General features: G+C 59.7%; 25 protein-coding genes. 14 read left to right on the top strand and 11 right to left on the bottom strand.

Annotated features, from left to right (window positions below; genetic code table 11):
• Positions 1 to 10 precede the first annotated feature (10 nt).
• A complete protein-coding gene (gene mnmD, locus GSF67_RS10785; protein WP_006311716.1) occupies positions 11 to 778 on the bottom strand; it encodes a tRNA (5-methylaminomethyl-2-thiouridine)(34)-methyltransferase MnmD in 768 nt (255 codons plus the stop codon).
• Here mnmD and GSF67_RS10780 point away from each other — a divergent pair.
• The 9 genes from GSF67_RS10780 (at position 777) to GSF67_RS10740 (ending at position 6729) form a co-directional block, all read left to right on the top strand.
• A complete protein-coding gene (locus tag GSF67_RS10780) occupies positions 777 to 1991 on the top strand; it encodes an FAD-binding oxidoreductase (protein WP_006311715.1) in 1215 nt (404 codons plus the stop codon). The two genes, mnmD and GSF67_RS10780, sit on opposite strands and share 2 nt — an antisense overlap.
• Before the next feature lie 96 nt (positions 1992 to 2087).
• On the top strand, positions 2088 to 2795 hold the full coding sequence (locus GSF67_RS10775; RefSeq protein WP_006311717.1) for a DUF1045 domain-containing protein: 708 nt from the start codon (positions 2088 to 2090) through the stop codon (positions 2793 to 2795).
• 201 nt (positions 2796 to 2996) lie between these two features.
• The gene (gene puuE, locus GSF67_RS10770) at positions 2997 to 3920 is read left to right on the top strand and encodes an allantoinase PuuE (RefSeq protein WP_006311718.1); all 924 of its coding nucleotides are present in this window, start codon (positions 2997 to 2999) and stop codon (positions 3918 to 3920) included.
• A complete protein-coding gene (gene uraD, locus GSF67_RS10765) occupies positions 3920 to 4417 on the top strand; it encodes a 2-oxo-4-hydroxy-4-carboxy-5-ureidoimidazoline decarboxylase (RefSeq protein ID WP_006311719.1) in 498 nt (165 codons plus the stop codon). Before puuE ends, uraD begins: the two co-directional genes overlap by 1 nt.
• A gap of 53 nt (positions 4418 to 4470) precedes the next feature.
• Positions 4471 to 4764 (top strand): nucleotidyltransferase family protein, encoded by a 294-nt coding sequence (locus GSF67_RS10760; protein WP_010972233.1) that lies wholly within the window; start codon positions 4471 to 4473, stop codon positions 4762 to 4764.
• Positions 4761 to 5123 carry a DUF86 domain-containing protein gene (locus GSF67_RS10755; protein ID WP_006311721.1) on the top strand — a complete coding sequence of 121 codons (363 nt, stop codon included), beginning with the start codon at positions 4761 to 4763 and terminating at the stop codon, positions 5121 to 5123. The genes GSF67_RS10760 and GSF67_RS10755 overlap by 4 nt, the downstream gene beginning before the upstream one ends.
• Before the next feature lie 3 nt (positions 5124 to 5126).
• Positions 5127 to 5627, top strand: a complete 501-nt coding sequence (locus GSF67_RS10750) for an ureidoglycolate lyase (protein WP_006311722.1) — start codon at positions 5127 to 5129, stop codon at positions 5625 to 5627.
• Positions 5624 to 5980, top strand: a complete 357-nt coding sequence (uraH, locus tag GSF67_RS10745) for a hydroxyisourate hydrolase (protein ID WP_006311723.1) — start codon at positions 5624 to 5626, stop codon at positions 5978 to 5980. The genes GSF67_RS10750 and uraH overlap by 4 nt, the downstream gene beginning before the upstream one ends.
• A 5-nt stretch (positions 5981 to 5985) precedes the next feature.
• Entirely contained in the window at positions 5986 to 6729 is a 744-nt protein-coding gene (locus GSF67_RS10740; RefSeq protein WP_006311724.1) for a metallophosphoesterase, read from the top strand.
• Between the two features lies 1 nt (position 6730).
• Here the strand turns inward: GSF67_RS10740 and GSF67_RS10735 are convergent, their stop codons facing one another.
• Positions 6731 to 8017, bottom strand: coding sequence for a D-alanyl-D-alanine carboxypeptidase (locus GSF67_RS10735; protein WP_035214902.1), 1287 nt, complete (start codon positions 8015 to 8017; stop codon positions 6731 to 6733).
• A 189-nt stretch (positions 8018 to 8206) separates the two neighbouring features.
• Between GSF67_RS10735 and GSF67_RS10730 the strand changes: the two genes are divergently transcribed.
• Both GSF67_RS10730 and GSF67_RS10725 read left to right on the top strand, forming a co-directional pair.
• On the top strand, positions 8207 to 8791 hold the full coding sequence (locus GSF67_RS10730; RefSeq protein ID WP_006311726.1) for a TetR/AcrR family transcriptional regulator: 585 nt from the start codon (positions 8207 to 8209) through the stop codon (positions 8789 to 8791).
• Positions 8788 to 9132: a multidrug efflux SMR transporter gene (locus tag GSF67_RS10725; protein ID WP_006311727.1), complete on the top strand. Its 345-nt coding sequence runs from the start codon at positions 8788 to 8790 to the stop codon at positions 9130 to 9132. The genes GSF67_RS10730 and GSF67_RS10725 overlap by 4 nt, the downstream gene beginning before the upstream one ends.
• 196 nt (positions 9133 to 9328) lie before the next feature.
• On the opposite strand, the gene GSF67_RS10720 is transcribed toward GSF67_RS10725, so the two are convergent.
• Positions 9329 to 10462, bottom strand: a complete 1134-nt coding sequence (locus GSF67_RS10720) for an alpha-hydroxy acid oxidase (protein WP_006311728.1) — start codon at positions 10460 to 10462, stop codon at positions 9329 to 9331.
• 175 nt (positions 10463 to 10637) lie between these two features.
• Between GSF67_RS10720 and GSF67_RS10715 the strand changes: the two genes are divergently transcribed.
• The gene (locus GSF67_RS10715; protein WP_180217551.1) at positions 10638 to 11219 is read left to right on the top strand and encodes a hypothetical protein; all 582 of its coding nucleotides are present in this window, start codon (positions 10638 to 10640) and stop codon (positions 11217 to 11219) included.
• Between the two features lie 29 nt (positions 11220 to 11248).
• Here GSF67_RS10715 and GSF67_RS10710 read toward each other — a convergent pair whose 3' ends face one another.
• From GSF67_RS10710 to puuD, 3 genes are all read right to left on the bottom strand, one after another.
• Positions 11249 to 11971: a sulfite exporter TauE/SafE family protein gene (locus GSF67_RS10710; protein ID WP_006311730.1), complete on the bottom strand. Its 723-nt coding sequence runs from the start codon at positions 11969 to 11971 to the stop codon at positions 11249 to 11251.
• 166 nt (positions 11972 to 12137) lie between these two features.
• A complete protein-coding gene (guaD, locus tag GSF67_RS10705; protein ID WP_006311731.1) occupies positions 12138 to 13448 on the bottom strand; it encodes a guanine deaminase in 1311 nt (436 codons plus the stop codon).
• On the bottom strand, positions 13445 to 14707 hold the full coding sequence (puuD, locus tag GSF67_RS10700; protein ID WP_035214920.1) for a urate hydroxylase PuuD: 1263 nt from the start codon (positions 14705 to 14707) through the stop codon (positions 13445 to 13447). Before puuD ends, guaD begins: the two co-directional genes overlap by 4 nt.
• A gap of 463 nt (positions 14708 to 15170) precedes the next feature.
• Here puuD and GSF67_RS10695 point away from each other — a divergent pair, with 463 nt between their 5' ends.
• On the top strand, positions 15171 to 15509 hold the full coding sequence (locus GSF67_RS10695) for a hypothetical protein (RefSeq protein ID WP_035214922.1): 339 nt from the start codon (positions 15171 to 15173) through the stop codon (positions 15507 to 15509).
• Here the strand turns inward: GSF67_RS10695 and GSF67_RS10690 are convergent.
• The 5 genes from GSF67_RS10690 to GSF67_RS10670 all read right to left on the bottom strand — a co-directional run bounded on the left by GSF67_RS10690 (position 15485) and on the right by GSF67_RS10670 (position 22438).
• On the bottom strand, positions 15485 to 16414 hold the full coding sequence (locus GSF67_RS10690) for a LysR substrate-binding domain-containing protein (RefSeq protein WP_006311734.1): 930 nt from the start codon (positions 16412 to 16414) through the stop codon (positions 15485 to 15487). The two genes, GSF67_RS10695 and GSF67_RS10690, sit on opposite strands and share 25 nt — an antisense overlap.
• A 237-nt stretch (positions 16415 to 16651) precedes the next feature.
• On the bottom strand, positions 16652 to 17506 hold the full coding sequence (xdhC, locus tag GSF67_RS10685; RefSeq protein WP_006311735.1) for a xanthine dehydrogenase accessory protein XdhC: 855 nt from the start codon (positions 17504 to 17506) through the stop codon (positions 16652 to 16654).
• A 14-nt stretch (positions 17507 to 17520) separates the two neighbouring features.
• Entirely contained in the window at positions 17521 to 19860 is a 2340-nt protein-coding gene (gene xdhB, locus GSF67_RS10680; RefSeq protein ID WP_006311736.1) for a xanthine dehydrogenase molybdopterin binding subunit, read from the bottom strand.
• Positions 19861 to 20054: 194 nt separating this feature from the next.
• Positions 20055 to 21524, bottom strand: coding sequence for a xanthine dehydrogenase small subunit (gene xdhA, locus GSF67_RS10675; protein WP_006314671.1), 1470 nt, complete (start codon positions 21522 to 21524; stop codon positions 20055 to 20057).
• Positions 21525 to 21661: 137 nt separating this feature from the next.
• A complete protein-coding gene (locus GSF67_RS10670; protein ID WP_006314669.1) occupies positions 21662 to 22438 on the bottom strand; it encodes a 3-hydroxybutyrate dehydrogenase in 777 nt (258 codons plus the stop codon).
• A gap of 232 nt (positions 22439 to 22670) precedes the next feature.
• Between GSF67_RS10670 and GSF67_RS10665 the strand changes: the two genes are divergently transcribed.
• Entirely contained in the window at positions 22671 to 23732 is a 1062-nt protein-coding gene (locus GSF67_RS10665) for an LLM class flavin-dependent oxidoreductase (RefSeq protein ID WP_035216115.1), read from the top strand.
• Positions 23733 to 23750 lie beyond the last annotated feature (18 nt).

The raw sequence follows: 23750 nt of genomic DNA, 5'->3' as shown, positions 1-23750 counted from the left end.
CTGAATTGCGTCAGGCCGAGGGTTTGGTGCCGCAGAGCATTTCCCGCTTTCCGGCAAATCCCTTTCTGCGCTCCAGGTTAAAACCGGCTGCGATGAGATTGCGGCGGACGAAGCCGGCGGCGGCGTAAGTGGCGAATCTGCCCCCCGCTGCCGTTTTCGCAAACAGCGCCTGCATGATCTCCAGCGACCACATGTCCGGGTTGCGCGCCGGCGCGAAGCCATCGAGAAACCAGGCGTCGAAACTCAGATCGCTGCCGGAAATGCCGGCAAGCGCTTCACCGCAGACCACCGTGAGGCGCGTTGCATCGTCCAGTTCGATCTCTACCCGGCCCTGCGGCTCGGCGGGCCAGCGGGCGACAAGCGCCTTGTGCTCAGCATCCACTTCCGGCCAGCGGGAAAGCGCCCGGTCGATCTCGTCCGCTTGCATCGGGTAAAGTTCGAAGGAGACGAAATGCAGCGTGGAGCGGCCGTTGCGGACCTCTTTCCATTGCCGCCAGGTCTCGCAGAGATTGAGGCCGGTGCCAAAGCCCAGTTCGCCGATGCGGAAAACACCGTCCCGTTCGAGCCAGCGTTGCGGCAACCCGTTTCCGGACAGGAAGACATGGCCGCATTCCAGCCTGCCATCCGTCTGGCAATAAAAATGATCGTCAAAGGCCAGCGAATAGGGCATATCCCCGTCACGCCAGTCGAGCGCCGTCTGGTTTTGCCCGGTTGCCGAGCCGGTCTCGGCGCCAGTCTCTCTGCCAGTTTCTCTGATAGTGTCGTTGGAATTTTTCATGGCTAAAGCCGATAATCCCGCTTTCGAACAGGGTCAATCACCAAGAATGCGTTTGCCGGGTTCCGTGCCGCTCCTCATCGTCGGCGGCGGCATCATGGGTCTGTGGGCGGCGGTGAAGGCGGAACGGCTCGGCATCGATACCCTCCTGGTGGAGGCGGGTCGTCTTGGTGGCGGCGCGAGCGGCGGGCTTCTGGGCGCCTTGATGCCGCATATGCCGGACCGCTGGTCGGACAAGAAGCAGTTTCAGTTCGATGCTCTTGTCGCGCTGGAAGCGGAGATCGCGGGCTTGGAGGCAGAGACCGGGCTTTCCGGCGGTTATCGCCGCTGCGGACGGATCATTCCACTGCCCAAGCCGCATCTGCGCGGCATCGCCGAGCGACACGAGCGGGATACGGCGGAAAACTGGCGATCGGGTGAACGCCGGTTCCATTGGCATGTGGGAGAGAGGCCATCGGTTGCGGGTTGGGTGGATGATGCGGCGGGCGAGGCTGGTTTCGTCTTCGACACGCTGGCGGCAAGGGTCTCGCCGCGCGCCTTGATCGCGCTGCTCTCGGCTTTTCTCCGCAAGGCGCGGCATGTGCAGGTGGCGGAAGGCTGCCGGGTCGTTTTCCTTGATGCGGATGCCGGGCGGGCGGTATTGTCTTCGGGAGACGAGATAAGTTTCGGCCATGTCGTGGTCGCCAATGGTCATGAGTCCTTTCCCCTGATCCGTGACGCTCTCGGGCTGGAAGCGGGAGTTGCGCTGGGGCAGGCGGTAAAGGGGCAGGCGGCGCTTCTGGACGCTGCCGCTGATCCGGCCATGCCGGTCGTGTTCCTCAACGGTCTTTATATCGTGCCGCATGAGGATGGCACCGTCGCGATCGGCAGTACCAGCGAAGATTGTTTTTCCGAGCCGTTCAGTACCGATGAGAAGCTCGAAAAACTGCTTGTCGACGCCTGCGCCGTCGTGCCTTCGCTTGCCGGCGCGCCGGTGCTCGAACGCTGGGCCGGGCTGCGCCCGAAGGCGGTGGGGAGAGACCCGATGGTGGGGGCGATGGCCGGCACGGCGAAACTCGTTGCGCTCTCCGGTGGTTTCAAAGTGAGCTTCGGGCTCGCGCATTTTCTTGCCGATGCGGCATTAGAAACTGTTTGCGGTCACACGCCTATCATCCCCTCGGGCTTTCGCCTTCAAGAACACGTGAGTATTGCCGTCCCGGACTTTAGAAAGTTCTGATTGGACCACTTACGTCGTTAATCTGTCACGCAAATCACTTATCTGCTGGCCTGCAAAGAGGCCGGTTTGTCCGCATTTGCGGCGAGGTGACAGCGCATGCGATACGCCATTCATTTCACGCCTTCCCCCAATGACCCGCTGACGCAGGCTGCCGCCGCGTGGCTGGGGCGCGATGTCTATTCCGGTCATGCGGTGGAGCCGCCGGGCACGATCGATCTCGGCATGCAGGAGATTTCCTACCACACGGCCCTGCCGCGCCGGTACGGTTTCCACGGCACCATCAAAGCGCCTTTCCGCCTCGCCGAGGGCCAGTCCGAAGCGGCGTTGCTGCGCGACCTGATGTATTTTTCCGGCAGGCAGGATCCCTTCACGCTGCCGCAACTGGTGGTGGCAAGACAGGAGAATGTCTTCAGCCTCGTTCCCGAGCGTCCCTGCGAAGTACTGCATTTCTTTGCCGCTCGCGTGGTGCAGGAATTCGACCATTACCGCGCACCGCTCTCCGAGGCGGAAATCGAGCGTGCCGATCCGGATCGGCTATCGGCCTCGCAGCTCACCAATCTGCATCGCTGGGGTAGCCCGCATGTCATGGATGAATTCCGTTTCCAGATGTCGCTGACGGGCGGTGTGGACCCTTCCAGCAGCCAGAGGATCGAGCGGGCCGTGCGCAAGGTGTTCGAGCCGCTCTTGACCCGGACATTGCAATTTTCCAGCCTCGCGCTTTTCATCGAGGATGAGCCCGGTGCGCCTTTCCGCGTGCATTCGCTGCATCCCATGGGCCGCGTTTCAGCCCGCAAGATTGCCTGAAGCACGCCTGCTGATAATCGTATACAAAAAAGCATCGGAATGTCGGCAAGATTGTCTCGACATTCCGGATGCGGATGTTACCGTTCGGCATCGCATATCCGAAGCGTGCCGCGTTTGCCTGTCCGGCCCGGCAAGGTTCGGAGGTTTATCTTATCTCCCGCAACCGGCTTTCGCCCTGGGAGAGATGTTCGGGGTGGCTGAATGATTTCCGAAAATTACTCCCGCAATCTGGTGGGCTATGGCCGCAACGCTCCTGATCCGAAATGGCCGGGCGGGGCGCGCATCGCCGTACAATTCGTCATCAATTACGAGGAGGGCGGCGAAAGCTGCATTCTCGACAATGACAAGGCGTCGGAATCGCTGCTGTCGGAAATCGTCGGCGCCCAGCCGTGGCCCGGCCAGCGCAACCTGAACATGGAATCGATCTACGAATATGGCTCGCGTGCTGGCTTCTGGCGGCTGTGGCGTATGTTCACCGGGCTTGGCGTTACCACCACCGTTTACGGTGTGACCGCCGCGATGGCTCGCAACCCCGAGGCCGTTGCCGCCATGAAGGAAGCGGGCTGGGAAATCGCCAGCCACGGTTATCGCTGGCTGGAATACAAGGACTTTTCTGAGGAGGAAGAGCGCAAGCACATCGTCGAAGCGGTGCGCCTGCATACCGAACTGACGGGCGAGCGGCCCTACGGCATGTATCAGGGCAAGCCATCCGACAATACGCTGCGCCTCGTCATGGAGGAGGGCGGGTTCCTTTATTCATCCGATTCCTATGCCGACGATCTGCCCTATTGGGTGAAGGGGACGAGCGATGAGCCGTTCCTGATCATTCCCTATACGCTCGATACCAACGACATGCGTTTTGCCACGCCGCAGGGTTTCAATTCCGGCGACCAGTTCTTCACTTATCTGAAGGATGCCTTCGACGTGCTTTACCAGGAGGGTGTCGAAGGTGCGCCGAAGATGATGAGCATCGGCCTGCACTGCCGTCTCGTCGGCCGGCCGGGCCGGACCGCGGCGCTGCGCCGTTTCATCGAATATGTGCTTGGTCACGAGAAGGTGTGGATTCCGCAGCGCCTCGAGATCGCCCGCCACTGGCATGAACACCACAAGCCGGAGACGCCTTGATGGTGACGCGCGAGGAATTTGTCGCCCGCTTCGGTGGCGTGTTCGAACATTCGCCCTTCATTGCCGAACGGGCCTATGATGCTGGTGGCGCAGGCCTGGAACTGACGGCGAAGGCGGTTCACGGGGCCCTTTGCGCGCAGTTCCGGGTGGCTTCCGAGGCGGAAAGGCTCGGCGTTTTGCGGGCGCATCCCGATCTGGCCGGCAAGCTGGCGATTGCCGACGAACTGACCGCCGACAGCCGCAACGAACAGGCCGGTGCCGGGCTCGATCGGCTTTCGCCGCAGCAACATGCACGGTTCACCCAACTGAACAGCGCCTATACCGAAAAATTCGGTTTTCCCTTCATCATCGCGGTCAAGGGGCTGAACAGGCACGATATTCTCTCCGCCTTCGAGACCCGCATCGACAACGACGCGGCGCAGGAATTCGCAACCGCAACGGCGCAGGTGGAAAAGATCGTCTGGCTGCGTCTTGCCTCTATGCTGCCGGAAGGCTGAATTGGCGAGTGCAGGCCGTTCTGCTAGGATCGCGCCGTCTGGAGATAAAGATCATGCGACCGTCCGAGGTGCTGGAAAAGAACAGGGAGGCGATCCGCGAAGCGACGAAGCGCTTCAACGCGGCAAACCCGCGTGTTTTCGGCTCCGTGGCCCGCGGCGAGGACCGGCCGGACAGCGATCTCGATATCCTCGTGGATGCCCTGCCGGGCACGACATTGTTCGACCTTGGCGGTTTGCTGGAGGAATTGACGGATATTATGCGGGGTACGGAAATTCACCTGCTGACGCCGGGCGATTTTCCGGAGCGTGTCCGTGTGAAGGTGCTGCAGGAAGCGAAGCCTGTATGAGCGTCGAGCGGCTGAACGTTTATCTTCAGGACATCCGGCAGGTTGCTTCGGAAACCATTGACTTCGTTCAACGGAACACAAAAGACGAATTTTGGGCTGATCTCGTCCGTCAACGGGCGGTGGCGATGAACCTTCTGATTATTGGCGAGACGACGGCTCGGATCATGGAAGAGTTCCCGGCTTTCGTGGCGGATTTTCCTGATATTCCGTGGGTCAAGATGCGCGGCATGCGGAACAGGATCGCACATGGTTACATGAGCATCAATCTGGAAACGGTCTGGGATACGACCCAGACGGCGATACCCGACCTTCTGGACAAACTCTCTCTTCTGCACAATTGGCATGCCCAAGGTGAATGACATTTGACTGATTTTCTCGAGATACGGCCTCTCACCAAACAGGCGTTCACACCCTTCGGTGATGTGATTGAAACGACACCCTCTTCCATGCGCCACATCAATGGTGGCCAGACCGAGCGGCATCATGCGCTTGCAGCGCCCGAAGCTGCGGGCGAGGGGGCGCGCATCATTCTCAATATCTTCCGGGGCCAGCCACGCTTCTTTCCGCACAAGATCGAGATGATGGAGCGGCATCCGCTCGGCAGCCAGAGTTTTTCGCCGCTCTCCGGCCGGCCTTTCCTCGTTGTCGTTGCGGAAGATGACGGCGGCCGGCCCGCCCGGCCGCAGGTGTTTCTGGCGCGGGGTGATCAGGGCGTGAATTACCGCCGCAATATCTGGCATTATCCGCTGATGCCGCTGCAGGCGGTTTCGGATTTTCTGGTTGCCGATCGCGAGGGGCCGGGTAACAATCTGGAAGAGTATTTTTTCGATGAGCCCTTCATGATCGCGGAGCCCAGCCTATGACCGGTTTGACCACTCATGTCCTCGATGCCGCGCATGGGGTGCCCGCTGAGGGGCTGACGATCGAGCTTTACCGGCTCTCCGGTGATCGCCGCGAGAAGATCAAGACGATGAAAACCAATAGCGATGGCCGGGTCGATGGCGGGCCGCTACTTGTCGGCGACAGTTTCAAGGCTGGCGAATATGAGCTGGTTTTCCATGCCGGCGATTATCTGCGCGGCAGGGGCGTTCAACTGGCGGAACCGGCCTTTCTCGACATCATCCCCATCCGCTTCGGCATTGCCGATGAAAGCGGCCACTATCATGTGCCGCTTCTGCTTTCGCCCTATAGCTATTCCACCTATCGAGGAAGCTGATAGCCATGATCTTTGCCGCGATTGCCGATATTCACGGAAACTGCGCAGCACTCGAAGCCGTGCTGGAGGATATTGCGAAGCTGGGCATCAAGGACATCGTCAATCTCGGCGATTGTTTCAGTGGCCCGCTGGAGGCAGGTTTCACCGGCGACGTCTTGGTTGGCAACTGGATACCCAGCATTCGCGGCAATCATGACCGGGAGCTGATCGAGCGGGCGCCGCAGAATATGGGTAGTTGGGAGAAGCCGGCCCATGCGCAGCTCACCGCAGCACATCTGGACTGGCTGCATACGTTACCCTTCAGCATGGTATTCAGGGATGTCGCCTATTGCTGCCACGGTTCGCCGCTCGGCGATCTCGACTACTGGCTGGAAACACTGTCGCCGGAAGGCGTGCTGAAACTGCGGCCGCTCGCCGAGATCGAGGAGAGGGCGGAAGGCATCACCCAGCCGCTGATGCTGTGTGGCCACACGCATATTCCCCGCGCGGTGCAGCTTTCCGATGGCCGGCTGATCGTCAATCCCGGCAGCGTCGGATGCCCCGGCTGGAAGGACGACACACCTTTCGACCACCATGTCGAGGCCGGTCATGCGCTCGCCACCTATGCCGTGCTGGAAGAGACGGGGCGTGGCTGGCAGGTCTATTTCCGGAATATCCGCTACGATAATCTGGCCATGTCTGAAATGGCGCGGGTCAACGGGATTCCCTATCTCGCAGACGCGCTGACGAACGGGTGGCTCAAGCGCTGAATCACCCCTCGCTGGTCATCACCACGCAGGCATAGGATTGCGCCTTCAGTTCCTTGCAGGCGGATACGGCCGAAGACTGGTCTTCGAAGCCGGTGAAGCGGGCGCGGTAAAGCGTTGCCGATCCGCTTTGCACGGCCTCGGTGTAGGGAGCGATCCCGGTATAGCTGCCGATATTGGAGCGGGCATTGGCAAGCAGGGAGCGGGCGGCGGCTTCGCTGTCGGTCGCGGCGATCTGCACCTCCCAGCGGCTTCTCTCGCCGGTCGTAGCGGCGGCGGGAGCAGGTCTCGGAATGGCGGAGACCTGCATCATGTCGGCCATCTGGCTATTGGCGGTGGCAATCTGCATGGCGACCGGGTCGGCGCGGCGTTCGGCGAACATCGGTAGTGGCACGGACTTGGGGGGCACGGAAGCAGGCGGCAAGGCGGCGGCCACATCGAAGGTGCGGCTGACATTGGCGCTGGCCACGAGCTGTTCGGTGTTGCGGCTTCTGGATGCCTGCGGCACGGCCTTGTCGAGAAGGGCTGCCATCTGGGCGTCACGGCTGCGGGCGGTCTTGCCACCCAGCACGACGCCGACGACGCGGCGGCCATTGTGGTTGATGGCGCTGACGAGGTTGAAGCCGGAGGCATTGGTGTAGCCAGTCTTGATGCCGTCCATGCCCTGATATCGATACATCAGATTGTTATGGCCGCGGATGCGTTTTCCCCGGAAACTGAAGGATTCCATGGCGAAGAGGCCGTATTCTTTGGGGAAGTCCCGCTGCAGCGCCAGGCCGAGCCTGGCCATGTCGCGCGCCGTCGTCACCTGGGATTTGCTGGGCAGGCCGGAGGCATTGCGGAACACCGTCTTCGACATGCCGAGCTGGCGTGCCTTGCGGGTCATCATTTCCGCGAACCGTGCCTCGGAGCCGCCGAGGTGATCGCCCATACCTTCCGCCATGTCATTGGCAGATTTGACGATCATGCCATAAACGGCTTCGCGCACCGTGAAGGTCTGGCCCTGACGCACATAAAGCTTGGAGGGGATCACCGATGCGCCGTTTTTGGACATGGTGATCTTCTGGTCCCAGCGAAGCCGGCCGGCGTGCAGCGCTTCGAAGGTCATGTAAAGCGTCATCATCTTGGTGAGCGAGGCGGGGTGGTTCAGCACATCGGCATTGCGGGCGGCCAGCACCTTACCGGTATTGGCATCCATGATGAAGTGGGCGTAGCCGGCCTGGGCCGGCGATGCCTGCAAGGAGAGGATCGCGCAAAAGAAGGTGAGCGCGAAGACCCATGCACCCGCCATTCCCCGTTTGACCATTCCCGACATAATCCACCCCTTTTGTTCGACCGCCACGATGGACGGAATTTTACTGACACTTTCCGGCAACAAAACCGCTAAAACTTTAGAGATCGCTTTCATGCTTAATTAAGTATGAATTTCAACCCGATGGCTGCCCCCACAATTTCCTTGTAAAGAAACCAACCATCCGGTATGTTTAGCCGCATGACAAACGCTCATGAACGCAAGAAGCAGCCCGAGATCGTGCGCCGCAATCTTCTCGATTGCGCGGCGAAACTTGCTGCTGAGCAGGGTGTTGCGGCGCTTTCCGTGCAGGCGGTGGCCGATGCGGCGGGGGTAACGAAGGGTGGACTGTTTCACCACTTCTCGTCCAAGCAGGTGCTGCTGGAAGCGGTCATGGCGGACCTTCTTTCGGCGCTGGACGCGGAAATCGATGTGCTCGTCTCACAGGATTGTGAAGCTTTTGGGCGCTTCACGCGGGCCTATGTGAACGCTGTTTTTGCCGATCGCGACCGGGAATCGGGCAGGCAATGGGCCGCGCTGTCGGTATCTATGATCGGAGAACCGTCGCTTCGGCGCATGTGGACGGGCTGGCTGGAGGGACGTCTTGCCCGTCATAAAGACACCGATGACGGGGTGGTACTGGAACTGGTGCGGCTTGCGGCAGACGGCATCTGGTTTGCCGATCTTCTGGCCGATAACGGCATGGCGGGTGGCGACAGGGCGGCTCTCAGGGCCCGGATGATCGCGCAGACAAAGAAGGAAGCGGGACGATGAATGCGGCTGTTTTGACCTATGGGGCGCTTGTCGCAGCCATCGTCTGCGAGGTTATCGCGACCTCTTTCCTGCAGCAGTCGCAGCAGTTCACCCGGCTGCTGCCGACCGTGCTGATGGCGTTGTTTTACGGTGCTGCCTTTTATCTGCTGTCGTTCACGTTGCGCGCGCTGCCGGTGGGGGTGGCCTATGCGATCTGGAGCGGGCTCGGTATCGTGCTGATTTCAGGGATTGGCTATTTCGTGTTTCGCCAGACGCTGGATCTGGCTGCTGTCATCGGTCTAGGTTTCATCATCACCGGCGTGGTGATCGTGAATGTGTTTTCGAAGACGGTGGGGCACTAGGCTCTCTTGTCTTCATTCCTGTGCTTGTCACAGGAATCCAGCCGACGCGCGTCGGCGCGACGGAAAGACTCCTTTCAGCCCAAGGACTTGGGCTGGCTGGATCCCTGTGACAGGCACAGGGATGAGGGAGGCAGCGCAGGGCGGGACTTTATGGCGCATCGGCTCTGAGGCCCTGCCCATCTACTCCACGTCACCATCAAGCCAGAATGCTGCGGTCCACATCCGTGATCAGCCGCTTGCCGCAGAGCGCCATGCTGATATCCAGTTCCTTGCGAATGATCTCGAGCGCCGTTGTCACGCCCTGTTTTCCGCCGGCGCCAAGGCCGTAGAGGAAGGGGCGGCCGATATAGGTGCCCCTGGCACCAAGTGCGACCGCCTTCAACACATCCTGGCCGGAGCGGATGCCACCATCCATGTGCACTTCGATCCTGTCACCAACGGCATCGACGATCTTCGGCAGCATGGCGATGGAGGAATGGGCGCCGTCGAGCTGGCGGCCGCCATGGTTGGAGACGATGATGGCATCGGCGCCGGTATCGATCGCGGCGCGGGCATCTTCCTCGTCAAGGATACCCTTGAGGATTAGCTTGCCGCCCCAGCGTTGCTTGATCCATTCGACGTCCTGCCAGGACAGGCGCGGATCGAATTGTTCGGCCGTCCAGGTGGAGAGCGATGAAAGGTCGGACACGTTTTTCGCATGGCCGACGATATTGCCGAAGCTGCGGCGCTTGGTGCGCGCCATGTCCATGCACCATTGCGGCCGGGTCGCCATCTGCCAGATATGTTTGGGGGTGAATTTCGGCGGCGCGGACAGGCCGTTGCGCAAATCCTTGTGGCGCTGGCCGAGGATTTGCAGGTCGAGCGTCAGCACCAGCGCCGAGCATCCCGCTGCCTTGGCGCGGTCGATGAGATTATTGACGAAGTCGCGGTCCTTCATCACGTAAAGCTGGAACCAGAAGGGTTTTGACGTGACCGAGGCGACATCCTCGATGGAGCAGATACTCATGGTGGAAAGCGTGAAAGGCACGCCGAATTCCTCTGCCGCGTTGGCGGCCAGCATTTCGCCATCGGCGTGCTGCATGCCCGTCATGCCCGTTGGCGCCAGCGCTACCGGCATCGCAGCCTTTTCACCGATCATTTCGGTGGCGAGCGAGCGGTCGGTCATATCCACGAGCACACGCTGGCGCAGCTTTATCTTTCCAAAATCATCTTCGTTGGCGCGGTATGTGCTTTCCGTCCAAGCGCCGCTATCGGCATAGTCGAAAAACATTTTTGGCACACGACGTCGCGCTTGCTGCTTCAGATCGGCGATGGTCAGGATTTTGCCCATGGATAAAGCCTTCACATTTGAATGATGGCTTCACGTAGCATATTCTATTTGGATGCGCGAGTTCGTCGATCGTAGTTTTAGGGTTTTTTGAATCGCTTGTATCTAGAAATCAGAGTTGAGTTTTCATTAGAAACCGGCAATCTGTAGTTACCTTATCTCCGTGGAATTGTTGCTCATGTCATCTTCCTTTTTTAAAATTCTTGCAGCCTCTCTTTTATCTCCAAATATTGCTCTCGCAGCAGAGTGCCCTACGATTAAGAGCGACAAGAATGGATTTGTACTCAGTCACAGTGGCGTGCAAAGCGCGTTCAAAACAGCGGGGCCTGTCGTTTCCGTAGAACATGGCTTTGCTGACGGCGGAAAACAAAAGGCATTTCTTTATCAAGGCCTTATCGAAATTTCTCGTTCAGGAAGTGACGAAGATTACAATGCTTATTTCACATCAAATCTTTCTTCTTTCTGGCCTCTGAAAGTCGGTGCCCGCCGGACTTTCGACTTCATTCCGCTGAAGGCTGATGCCTTTAAGGAGAAGTGGACTCTGAGTCTTAACGTTACAAAACGGCGATCTTTTTCTATTGGCTACTGCAGTTATGATGTTTTTAACGTGGTTTACGACGTCAGGAGAAACGACGAGGAAGTCGAGCGGTGGACCGCGGTTTATGCGCCTGATCTGCTTGCAACGGTTGCAAAGATCTACGACGAAGGTACCAATAACGAAGAAACCGTGAGCTACACGGCGATCAAGCCGCTAAAATAAGGTGCTTGCCGGTTTGGCCACAGCACGGGTTAACTCCAGAAAGCTCGAAAGAATAATTCAACGCCCAACACGAGCAGGCAGATGAGAAACCAGCGCCGGAATGTCGCCGGGCTGACGACGTAACGGATTTTCTGGCCAAGCCACATTCCGGCAAGGGCCGGCAGCACGGCCAAAGCGGAAAGCGACAGATGCTCGACGTGAAAGGCATTCTGCGAGGCAAGACCGGCGGCGAGCGCAACGGTGGAGACGGTGAAGGAAAGGCCGAGTGCCTGCACCAGATCATCGCGGTTAAAACCGAGCGACTGGATATAGGGCACGGCGGGCACGACGAAAATTCCGGTGCCGCCGGTCAGCAGGCCCGTCACCAACCCCATGACGGGGGAGAGTTTTGATTCCAGCCTTGCCGGAATCGAGACCGGTCTGGCAAGCAGGCTGTAGGCCGCGTACGCCGCAAGGCACAGGCCGAGCGCCGAGGTGGTCCAGATGCCGGTGCCTGCGGTCATCAGCCGGATGCCGATGAGGGTGCCGAGCGCAATGGCGATCATCATCGGCCACAGTCGCTTCACGATGGCCCGAAAATCCGGTCCGGCCAGCAATTGCCAGATATTGGTGATGAAGGAAGGCAGAATGAGCAGGCCGGCGGCGGCGACAGGCGGCATGAAAAGGCCGAGCACGCCCATGGCGACTGTGGGCAGTCCCATGCCGGTCACGCCCTTGACGATGCCGGCGACAACGAAGGTCGCGAGAACCATGAGCAGGGTGGTTGTGTCTAAAGCCGGCACGGGCACTCCAGAGGTCGTTCGCGTTTCGGCCGTGTTTCTTCTCCCCGCCGGGGAGAAGAAACAAGCGGCGCCCGCTCGCTCCATAGAAAGCCTTATATAAACGACGTCGTGACCTTATGTTTCGGCCCCAGCCGAACTATGCCAGCACGCTCTTCATCGCCCTGCCGGCCACATAGGTCTCCACCACCGTGCGGTCGTCGCCCATGGTCAGCATCAGGAACAGTTCTTCCGTCAGGCTTTTCACGACTTCCATCTTCAGCGCCATGGCCGGCGTCGAGGAGGCATTGAGCACCGTGATGTCGGCGTCCGTGCCTGCCTCCAGCGTGCCGATGCGGTCAACCATCGAAAGCGCTTCGGCATTGCCGCGGGTCATCAGATACCAGCTTTCCAGCGGGTTGAGGCGTTCGCCCAGCAACTGCTGAATCTTGTAGGCCTCATCCATGGTGCGCAGCATGGAATAGCTCGATCCGCCGCCAATATCGGTCGCGACTGCGATACGAACAGGCTTTTCACGTCGTTGCAGCTTTTTCATCGGGAACAGGCCGGAGCCGATGAAGAGGTTGGAAGTGGGGCAATGTACGGCGACCGCGCCGGTTTCCGACAGTACGTCCGCTTCGCGATCGGAGAGGTGGATGGCGTGACCGAGCAGGGTCTTGTTGCCCATCAGGCCGTAACGCACATAGATATCGGTATAGTCAGTCGCTTCGGGATAGAGTTCGCAGGTATATTTGATCTCGTCCAGATTTTCGGAAAGATGCGTCTGGATGAAGAGATCGGGAAATTCCTGCGCCAGCGCCTGGGCGGCTTCCATCTGCTTCGGCGTGGAGGTGATGGCGAAGCGGGGGGTGATGGCGACGTGGTTGCGGCCCTTGCCGTGCCAGTCGGCGATGACCTGACGCGTCTCGTCATAGGAGGTTTCCGGCGTGTCCAGCAGGCCCTGCGGAGCGTTGCGGTCCATCATCACCTTGCCGCCGATCATCAGCATGTTGCGCTTCATGGCCTCAGTAAAAAAGGCGTCGGCGGAGGTTTTGTGCACGGAGCAATAGGCAGCGGCCGTGGTGGTGCCGTGGCGCAGCAGCTCGTCGTAAAAATGCGTGGCGATGCGCTGGGCATGGGCGCTTTCGACGAAGCGGCATTCTTCCGGAAACGTATAGGTGTTCAACCATTCCAAGAGATTGGCGGCATAGGAGCCGATGACCTGCATCTGCGGGAAATGCAGGTGCATGTCGATGAGGCCGGGCACGATGAGATGCGGGCGGTGGTCCTTTTCCTCGACGTCCTCCGGCGCTGTCTCGCGAATATCGGCGTATTCGCCGATGGCGGCAATCCTGCCGTTTTCGAGAAGCAGGCCGCCGTCTTCGATATAAAGATAGCTTTGCGTATCGTCGATCGAGAGCGGCGCGCGGCGGAAGCTCAGCAGGCGGCCACGCAGCAGAACCATGCTCATTCAGTCTTTCCTTCGGCTTTTCCGGCCCCGGAAACCGCGCTTTCGTACCAGGCGGTCAGCACCTTGCGCTCATCCGGGGTGATGGCGGTGATGTTGCCGGGAGGCATGGCATGGCTGCGGCCGGCTTGCAAATAGATTTCGCGCGCATGGGCGGCGATCTGTTCATCGGTTTCCAGCTTCACGGATTTCGGTGTGAAGGGCACGCCTTCCCACACCGGTTCGGCGGCATGGCACATGGAACAGCGGCCATGAACCACATCGCGGGCCTTGGTGAAATGGGCGTCGCTGACGAATTGCTGCTGCATGGGGGAGAGAGTGGCGGCCTTCTGTTCCTCTTCGCCGGTCAGCACCTTCGGCACGGTGGAAAGCCACATGATGACGATGAAGATGAGGGCGGTCGCAAGCCAGGTCCATGTCGGCTTGCCCTTGCGGGCATGGGTTGTGTTGAACCAGTGGCGGATGGTGACGCCCATCAGGAAGACCAGTGCCGCGATGATCCAGTTGAATTGCGTGGCGAATGCCAGCGGATAATGGTTCGACAGCATGAAGAAGATGACGGGCAGCGTCAGGTAATTGTTGTGCAATGAGCGCTGCTTGGCGATGCGGCCATATTTCGGGTCGGGCGTGCGCCCGGCGATCAGGTCGGCCACGACGATCTTCTGGTTGGGGATGATGATGAAGAATACGTTCGCCGACATTATGGTGGCGGTGAAGGCGCCGAGATGCAGGAAGGCGGCGCGGCCGGTGAAAACCTGCGTATAACCCCATGCCATCGCCACCAGCGCGACATAGAGCACGATCATCAGGCCCCAGGTATTGTTGCCGAGCGGTGATTTGCAAAGGAAATCGTAAAACAGCCAGCCGATGGCGAGCGAGGCCAATGACAGACAGATGGCCTGGAACTGGGTGAGATCAAGCACCGAATGGTCGATGAGGAAAAGGTCCGCGCCGCCGTAATAAACGATGCAGAGCATGGCGAAGCCGGAAAGCCAGGTGACATAGCTTTCCCATTTGAACCATGTCAGGTGCTCGGGCATGCGGGCTGGAGCGACCAGATATTTCTGGATGTGGTAAAAGCCGCCGCCATGCACCTGCCACTCCTCGCCATAGGCGCCTGGCGGCATATCCGGGCGTTTGACCAGCCCGAGATCGAGCGCGATGAAATAAAAGGATGAGCCGATCCAGGCGATGGCGGTGATGACGTGGAGCCAGCGGACGGCAAAGGCCATCCATTCCCACGCAATGGCGTATTCGTACATGCGGTTCCCCTGATCCTTGTGCATCGCACCTTGCGAGAAATTTGACCGTTAGGAAAGGGAAAAGCAGCGATGGGGAAGCGATTGTTCACAATCCGATGGCCTTGTGTCCACAACCTGGTTCGGGCTGCAAAGGTACTGCGGTAGGCCCGGTAAAGTTGTAATGCGCACTTCCTGCCTCATAGTTTGTGCTTAGCTGGCTAACGCGACTCAGCTATTATCCTGTTGGCAGTCTGGCGATGTGCTAAAATATAGGGCTGCGGGGCTTTAAGGCTCCCGATGACATGTTTCGCTGGCGGTTATTCCGAAGGCGGGCGCTGCAAACCCTGGGGTGGGGCAGATCAGGGGGCAGGTGTTGCAGTTCCCGGTACCGTTGTGTCCGGGTGCGGGTTATGTGTGAAATTTTGAATGAAGGGACGCAATGACCTTCCGGCAGCCGCCGTTGTTTTCAACGGAGACCATGCCGATGCGCCTTGTTTTGACGGTCCTCTTTCTGCTTCTGGCGTTCAGCGCCACGGCGCCTGCCCATGAATCCCACAAGGGGTTCAAATATGAGAGCTATTGTTGCAATGGCGATACCGAAACCGGCGACTGCCAGATGATCCCGACGCGTAGCGTTCGTGTCACGCCTGATGGCTACGAGGTCTCGCTTGCGCCCGGCGATCATCGGCTGGTGACGCGGCGCCATGTCTTCAGCTGGTCGCAGAGCGAGGCAAGGCGGTCCGAAGATGGTGAATATCATCTCTGTCTGTTTCCGGACGAGGATACGCCGCGCTGCTTTTATGCGCCTGATATGGGATATTGAGGCTGCTGCTGCGGCCGGCTTTCCTCTATGCGCTTCAATATCCAGTCGCGAAACAGTTTTATCTTGCGAATGTTCCTGCGGTTTTCCGGATAGACCAGCCAGTAGTTCTTGCCTTCGCTGCTGAGGTGCTCGAATGGCTGGTAAAGGCGGCCGAGCGCGATCTCGTCGGCATAAAGCTCCGGGGTGAGCATGGCCACCCCCTGATTGGCGATTGCCGCGGCGGCTTCGAAGGCCTGCACATTCAGGCGGCTGCGTGGATAACGGTCAAGGCCCGGATTTTCGACGCCCACCTCACGAAACCACTGGCTCCACCATATGTCGCCGGGATCGATGATGCGCAGGCGCAGCAGATCTTCCGGCCTGTGCAATCCGCCGATGCTCTCGGCGAGGCTCGGATGCAGCATCGGCGTATAAACGCCGCGCAGCAATTGATGATAGGCCAGCCCCTTGCCATCGTCGCGGCTCCAGCGAATGGCGACATCGCAGTCCGACTGGGAAAAATCGATCAATGCGCTTGATGTATCGAGCCGCACCGCGATCGAGGGATGTTCAAGCTGGAAAGCGCCGAGATGCCGCGACAGCCAGCGCGATGCGAAAGTGGCGGTGGAATGGATGGTCAGGGTGGTGTCGGATGTGTCGCGCACATTGTCGACGGCCTCCCGCAGGCTGTGGAAGGCTTCCGCCACTTTAGGCGCCAGTTTCTGCCCGGCCTCGGTCAGCTGAACCTGGCGCGCTTTGCGGATGAAGAGCGGCTCACCGATATTCTCCTCCAAGAGCTTCACCTGGTAACTCACCGCGGTCTGCGTCATGCCCAGCTCTTCACCCGCCTTGGTGAAACTCAGGTGCCTGGCGGCGGCATCGAAGACGCGCAGCGCATTCAGAGGGAACTGGCGAGACATCTTCATGGATAAGTTCTCTTTATGCTAGTCGCCAAAGGTTTCATTGGTTTTTCTCCCGAAACCAGAGCATTTTTAGCCCAATTCATCAACTGAGCTTCTGACATTTTTGAATGGAGACGAACATGCGCACAGCACTTTTGCGCGCGTGGTCCCGCCTGCGTGCGGGTCTGCGAACAGCGGAACGATTTACCCGGGAAAGCCTGGCACCGGACAATCTGGCGGACGAAAGCCTGCCGGACGGGCTCAGGCGCGATCTTGGCCTTGAGGATGGTCGTGTCGATTTTCGCTGCGACGGGTTTCGGCAACGGAAAATGCTTGCAGCAACTCGGCTGCCACAAGGGCCGCTATGACGGCGGGACGCTTGTCCCTGACGCCCGTGCCGCCGATGGGCAGCGTGAGCTTTGCAAGGCGGGAAGGCGGCTCTCCTTCCCGTTCCAGCCAGTGGGCGAAGGTGGCGCGTTTGGTCTTCGAGCCGATCATGCCGACATAAGCGAGATCGTCGCGGGCGAGCGCCTCCTTTGCAATCAGGAAATCGAGCGCGTGATCGTGGGTGACGATGATGGCCGCGCCATTTGCCGGGATTTTTTGAACGAACGCTTCCGGCATGGGCGTGAGGATGGATGCGATGCCTGCCGGAATGTCGCGCAACTCGCTTTCACGGGTTTCCACCACCGTCAGGGTCAGCGGTAACAGCGACAGGGCATCTGCCAGCGCCTTGCCGACATGACCTGCTCCGAAAATAAACGCAGCTGGCTGTTGTTCGGCTTCGCCCTTCAGTCTTGCCTCGAGAGTGGCCGCAATCTCCGCCGTTATCAGCCGGAATCGGATGAGGGTCCGCCCGCCGCAGCATTGGCCGATTTCCGGCCCAAGCGGAATATCCATGCGGTCTTCGGCAGCACCTGTGCGCAGCATGGCGCGGGCGTGGTCTATCGCCATATATTCGAATTGCCCGCCGCCGATGGTTTCCCAGAGGGCTTCCTGGCTGACCAGCATGAAGGTGCCAGCCTCACGAGGTGATGAGCCTTTCACCGCCTCGATTTCCACGAGGATTGTGGGGGCGGGGCGGGCGAGGAAAGTGGATAAGGAGGTGTCAGGCATTGGCGCTGGCCCTCTCACACCTTTTTCAACCGTTCCACCGCCATCAAAACCCGTTCGGGTGTGGCCGGCGCATCGAGACGCGGGCAGACCTTGTAATCGGCGACGGAGGCGACGGCCATGGAGAGCGCTTCGAGAACCGAGATCGCCAGCATGAAGGGCGGTTCGCCCACAGCCTTGGAGCGGCCGATGGTGGGCTCGGCATTTTCGGCCCATTCCGCCAGCTTGACGTTGAAGCTCTTCGGCCGGTCGGAGGCGAGCGGGATCTTGTAGGTGGAGGGCGCGTGGGTGCGCAGCCGCCCCTTGCCGTCCCACCATAATTCCTCCGTCGTCAGCCAGCCCATGCCCTGCACGAAGGCGCCTTCGATCTGGCCGATGTCGATGGCCGGGTTCAGCGACTTGCCGACATCGTGGAGGATATCGGTGCGTTCCATCATATATTCGCCGGTCAGCGTATCGATCGACACTTCCGAACAGGCCGCGCCATAGGCGAAATAATAAAACGGCGTGCCACGGCCGGCGGCGCGGTCCCAGTGGATTTTCGGCGTCTTGTAAAAACCGGCGGCGGAAAGCTGCACGCGGGCGAAATATGCCTTCTTGACGAAATCGTTGAAGGCGATTTCCTCAAGTCCGATGCGCACCCGGTTCGGCAGGAAGACCACTTCTTCTTCCGGCACATTCCAGTTGTCCGCGGCGAATTTCACCAGCCTTTCGCGGATCTGACGGGCGGCGTCATAGGCGGCCATGCCGTTCAGGTCGGTACCGGAGGAGGCGGCGGTGGCCGAAGTATTCGGCACCTTGCCCGTGGTCGTGGCCGTTATCTTCACCCGGCCGATATCCACTTGGAAGGCATCGGCCACCACCTGCGCCACCTTGGTGTAGAGGCCCTGGCCCATTTCGGTGCCGCCGTGGTTCAGGTGGATCGATCCGTCATTGTAGATATGCACCAGCGCGCCCGCCTGGTTGAAGGCGGTCATGGTGAAGGAGATGCCGAATTTGACAGGGGTGAGCGCGATGCCCTTGCGGATGATCGGGCTCGTCCTGTTGAATTCGATGATCGCCTCGCGTCGGGCGCGATAGTCGCTGGATGTCTCAAGTTCCTCGACGACGCGGGCGATGATGTTGTCCTCGACCTCCTGATGATAGGGCGTCGTGGTGCGGCCGGAGCCGGTCTCGCCGTAAAAGTTCAGTTTGCGGATGTCGAGCGGGTCCTTGCCGACGGCATAGGCGATTTCCTCGATGAACCGTTCGGCCCCCAGCATGCCCTGCGGGCCGCCGAAGCCGCGAAAGGCGGTGTTGGAAACGGTGTGAGTTTTCAGCGGCCGAGAGGTGAGGTGCACATGCGGATAGAAATAGCTGGAATCGGCATGGAACAGCGCGCGGTCCGTCACCGGGCCGGACAGGTCGGAGGAAAAACCGCAGCGTGCCGCATAGGTGGCGTCGACAGCGTGGATGCGGCCTTCCTCATCGAAACCAAGTTCGTAATCGACACGGAAATCATGGCGCTTGCCGGTGGCCGTCATATCCTCGTCGCGGTCGGGACGGATTTTCACGGCCCGGTTCAGCTTCTTGGCGGCGATGGCGCAAAGCGCTGCAAACTGGTTGCCCTGGGTTTCCTTGCCGCCGAAGCCGCCGCCCATGCGGCGCACCTGTACAGTGACGGCGTTGGACGGCACCTGCAGAATGTGGCTGACGATATGCTGGATTTCGCTTGGATGCTGAGTGGAGCTCCACAGCGTCACCTCGTCATCCTCACCCGGCACGGCCACGGCGATATGGCTTTCGAGATAAAAATGCTCCTGCCCGCCGATCCGCATCGTGCCGGTCAGGCGGCGGGGCGCGACATCCATTTCAATCTTGGCATCGCCGCGTTTCAGCGTCATCGGATCAATGACGAGCGCGCCGCCATTTTCAATCGCGGTGTCGATATCGGTGAAATGCGGCAGGTCTCTGTAAGTGATCTTTGCCTTGCGCGCGGCCTTTCTGGCGATATCGCGGGTTTCGGCAAACACCGCAAAGATCGGCTGGCCGTGGAATTCAACCTTCGTTTCGGCCAGCAGCGGCTCGTCGTGACGACCGCCGGACGAGACATCGTTTTCGCCGGGCACATCCTTGCCCACCATCACCCACAGCACGCCCGGTGTAGCTTCCACTTCGGAGAGGTCCATCGAAACGATTTCAGCATGGGCACGGTCGGCAAGACCGAGTGCGCCGTGGACGAGGCCGGCGGGTTCGGGAATATCATCGATATATTCGGCACTGCCGGTCACATGCTTATGCGCGGAATCGTGCCGGAGCGACGTGTGCATCGGGCCGTCGATTTCGGTCTCGGTCTTGTCGAAGCTTGTAGTGTCCATGGTTCAAGCTCCTTCTTGGTGAATTACGGCATATGACAGCGAGAACAGTCCCTCATTCCTGTGCTTGTCACAGGAATCCAGCCAGCCCAAGTCTTTGGGCTGAAAAGAGTCTTTGGCCGCGCAGACGCGCGTCGGCTGGATTCCTGTGACAAGCACAGGAATGAGGGAGGGTGCGGGTTTCGCCATCGCCATCATCACGCCTCCTCCAGTGAGAAACGGCTGAGTTCCTGCTTTTCCCCTGATGTCTCCAGGAAGAATCGTGTCAGCAGGTTCTTCGCCGTCAACTGGCGATATTCGGCGGTTGCACGCCAATCCGTCAGCGGGGTGAAATCCTCATCCAGCGCATCACGCGCGGCGTCGATCGTTTCCTGCGACCACTCTTTCCCGAGAAGCGCCGCTTCCAGATGCGTTGCCCGTTTTGGCGTGCCGGCCATGCCGCCGAAGGCGATGAGGATGTCTTCGACGGTGCCTTCGGCATCTAACGTCAGATTGAAGGCGGCGCAGAGCGCGGAGATATCTTCGTCGCGCCGCTTGGAAATCTTGTAGACGGCGTAACGGCTTTCCGGTTTCTGGAACGGAATGAAGAGTTTTTCGACGAATTCGCCGCTCAGCCGGTCCTGTTTGCCGTAGTCGATGAAATAGCTTTCCAGCGGCAGGCTGCGGCCTCCGGAAGACGAGCGCAGGGTAAGCGTCGCGCCCAGCGCGATCAGCGCCGGTGGCGTGTCGCCGATGGGCGACCCATTGGCGATGTTGCCGCCGATCGTTCCCATATTGCGCACCTGCTCACCGCCCAGCCGGTCGAACAGTCGGGCAAGCGGCGGGAAGTGCTCTGCGATGCTCTTGAAGGCCTGGCTGTAGGTGACACCGGCGCCCAGCGTGATGCCGTCTTCACCCACGGTGATCGTCTGCAAATCCCCGAGATTGTTGATGAAGATGACAGGGTTCAGTGCCCGCATCTGCTTCGTCACCCACAGGCCGACATCGGTGGAACCGGCGACGATGGTGGCCTTCGGTTCAGCGGCGTAAATCTCGATCAAATCGGAAAGCGTTGCCGGAATGATGCTGCGATCCTCGCCGTGGGTGACGATGATCGTCTCGTTTTCGCGGACCGCCCAGAGCTTTGCCATGATATCGGTGCGGTCCCGTTGCAGCGGGTCGAACAGCGCACTCGGACGGGCCGCGGCGATTTTTTCGGCGGCCCTCACGATCGGCTCATAACCCGTGCATCGACAGAGATTGCCTTGCAGCGCCTTTTCGATATCGGCGCGGCCGGGGGTTTCGCTTGATAGCCACAGGCCATAAAGCGACATGATGAAACCCGGCGTACAGAAACCGCATTGCGAACCATGAAAATCCACCATGGCCTGCTGCACGGGATGCAACGTGCCGTCGCGGGCGGCCAGATGCTCCACCGTGACGATATGGGTGCCATGCAGCGAGCCCAGAAAACGGATGCAGGCATTGACGCTTTCGTACCGCAGCGAACCATCAAGCAGTCGCCCGACCAGCACCGTGCAGGCGCCGCAGTCACCTTCGGCGCAGCCTTCCTTCGTCCCGGTCAACCGCTTGCTGATGCGGAGGTAATCGAGAAGCGTGTCCGTCGGTCCGAAATCCTTCAGCGAAACGGTTTCGCTATTGAGGATGAAGCTGATCGCGTCTTTCATGCAATGCCCTGCTTTTTTGTCCGGCTGCCGAACCGGTTTCTTGTGATTATCTCTGTGTATCTATGCACGCCCTTGCGCGCATATCGATTTCCGTTTTGGCAATTCATTGTTTCCATAACGGAAAGAAAATCCGGCAATTATTGTGCCGTCCAGCCGCCGTCTACCGAAATATGGGTGCCGGTGATATTGCTTGCCGCGTCGCTTGCCAGAAAGATGGCCGCGGCGGCGACGTCATCGACGGTGACGAATTGTTTGGTCGCCTGCAATTCCAGCATCACGTCGTTCTTCACCGCCTCTTCGCTGATGCCGCGCACCTTGGCCATCTCGGGTATCTGCTTTTCCACCAGCGGCGTCAGCACGTAACCGGGACAGATGGCGTTGACGGTGACGCCGGTCTGGGCAAGTTCGAGCGCTGCCGTCTTCGTCAGGCCCATGATGCCGTGTTTGGCCGCCACATAGGCCGATTTGAACGGCGAGGCGACAAGGCCGTGGGCCGAGGAAATGTTGATGATGCGGCCTTTGCCTGCCTTCTTCATCAGCGGTATCGCGGCACGCATGGTGTGAAAAGAACTGGTCAGATTGATGGCGATGATCCAGTCCCATTTTTCCGTCGGGAACTCCTCGATGGGCGCGATATGCTGGATACCGGCATTGTTGATGAGGACATCCACCGAGCCGAGCTTTTCATGCGAGGAAGTGATGAGGTCGGCGATCTCGTCCGGTTTCGTCATATCGGCGGGATGGTAAAGCACCCGCCCGCCGCTTTCGGCTTCCAGCAGAAGGCGCAGTTTTTCGATCTCGTCGTTGTCGCCAAAGCCGTTCAGCACGATATTGGCACCGTCGCGCGCAAACCGCTGGGCAATCGCAAGGCCGATGCCGCTTGTGGAGCCTGTCACGATAACTGTCCGATGCATGCTTTCCCCTTTTTGCATTACTTCGCACATATTTAAGCAGCCTATGCCCAAAGGGGGCGGGCTGGCAATCGTGATTTCGGGCGCGATTTCGGGCGCCACTTCAGGGAAGGGTGGCAGTGTGGTAAATCCGGCTGCGCCCATCCATTTTTTCGAAGCTAAGCTTCCAGATTTTGCGTTTGTCTGCGAGGGCATCCGTGCCTATCTCTCAGGCAAGCAAACAGAGGTATCGTCTATGGAACTCGGTCTTTACACATTCGCGGATGTCAATCCCAATCCCGCCGATGGCCGCGGGCCTGAAGGCGCGCGTCGGCTGCGGGAATTGCTCGAGGAAATCGAACTCGCCGATCAGGTCGGGCTGGATGTTTTCGGACTGGGCGAGCATCACCGCCCTGACTATGTCGTCTCCTCGCCCTCCACCGTGCTTGCAGCGGCGGCGGTGAAGACGAAGAACATCCGTCTGACGAGCGCCGTCTCGGTGCTGAGCTCGGATGACCCGGTGCGCGTGTTCCAGCAGTTCTCCACGGTCGATCTTCTGTCGAACGGCCGTGCCGAGATCATGGCCGGGCGTGGTTCCTTCATCGAATCCTATCCGCTGTTCGGTTACGATCTCGAAGATTACGACGTGCTGTTTGCCGAAAAGCTGGATCTGCTGCTGGCGCTGCGCGAACAGGAAATCGTCACCTGGTCCGGCACCAAACATCCTGCCATCAACGGGCGCGGCGTTTATCCACGGCCCTTGCAGGAGCGTTTGCCGGTGTGGATCGCAGTCGGCGGCACACCGCAATCAGTGGCGCGGGCCGGCGCCATGGGCCTGCCGGTGGCGCTTGCCATTATCGGCGGCGAATACCGCCGTTTTGCACCGTTGTTCGATCTCTATCATGAGGCCGCCCGTCGGGCTGGCCAGGAAAAGACGAAACTGCGCACCAGCATCAATGTGCACGGCTTCATCGCCGATACGACCGACAAGGCCGCCGACCAGTTTTACGGACCGCAGGCGGAGGTGATGAACCGCATCGGCCGCGAGCGCGGCTGGGGACCGACAAACCGTGCGCATTTCGATGCGGCGCGCGGGCCGGAGGGCAATCTCTTCCTCGGCGAACCGGAACTGGTGGCGGAAAAGATCATCAAGGCACATGGCGTCTTCAAGAATGATCGTTTCCTGCTGCAGATGGCCATCGGCCTGATGCCGCATGATCAGATCATGCGCGGCATCGAGCTTTATGGTACGAAAGTCGCCCCTCTTGTCAGAAAAGAATTGACGGGGAGCGCCGATCCGGTGAAAGCCACGGCCTGATGATTACCAAGGCGGGCG

This window comes from Agrobacterium sp. CGMCC 11546, assembly GCF_013365515.1.
GTDB lineage: Bacteria > Pseudomonadota > Alphaproteobacteria > Rhizobiales > Rhizobiaceae > Agrobacterium > Agrobacterium fabrum.
The sequence above is the reverse complement of the archived record's forward strand: the minus strand, read 5'-3'. Positions and strand labels throughout refer to the sequence as shown.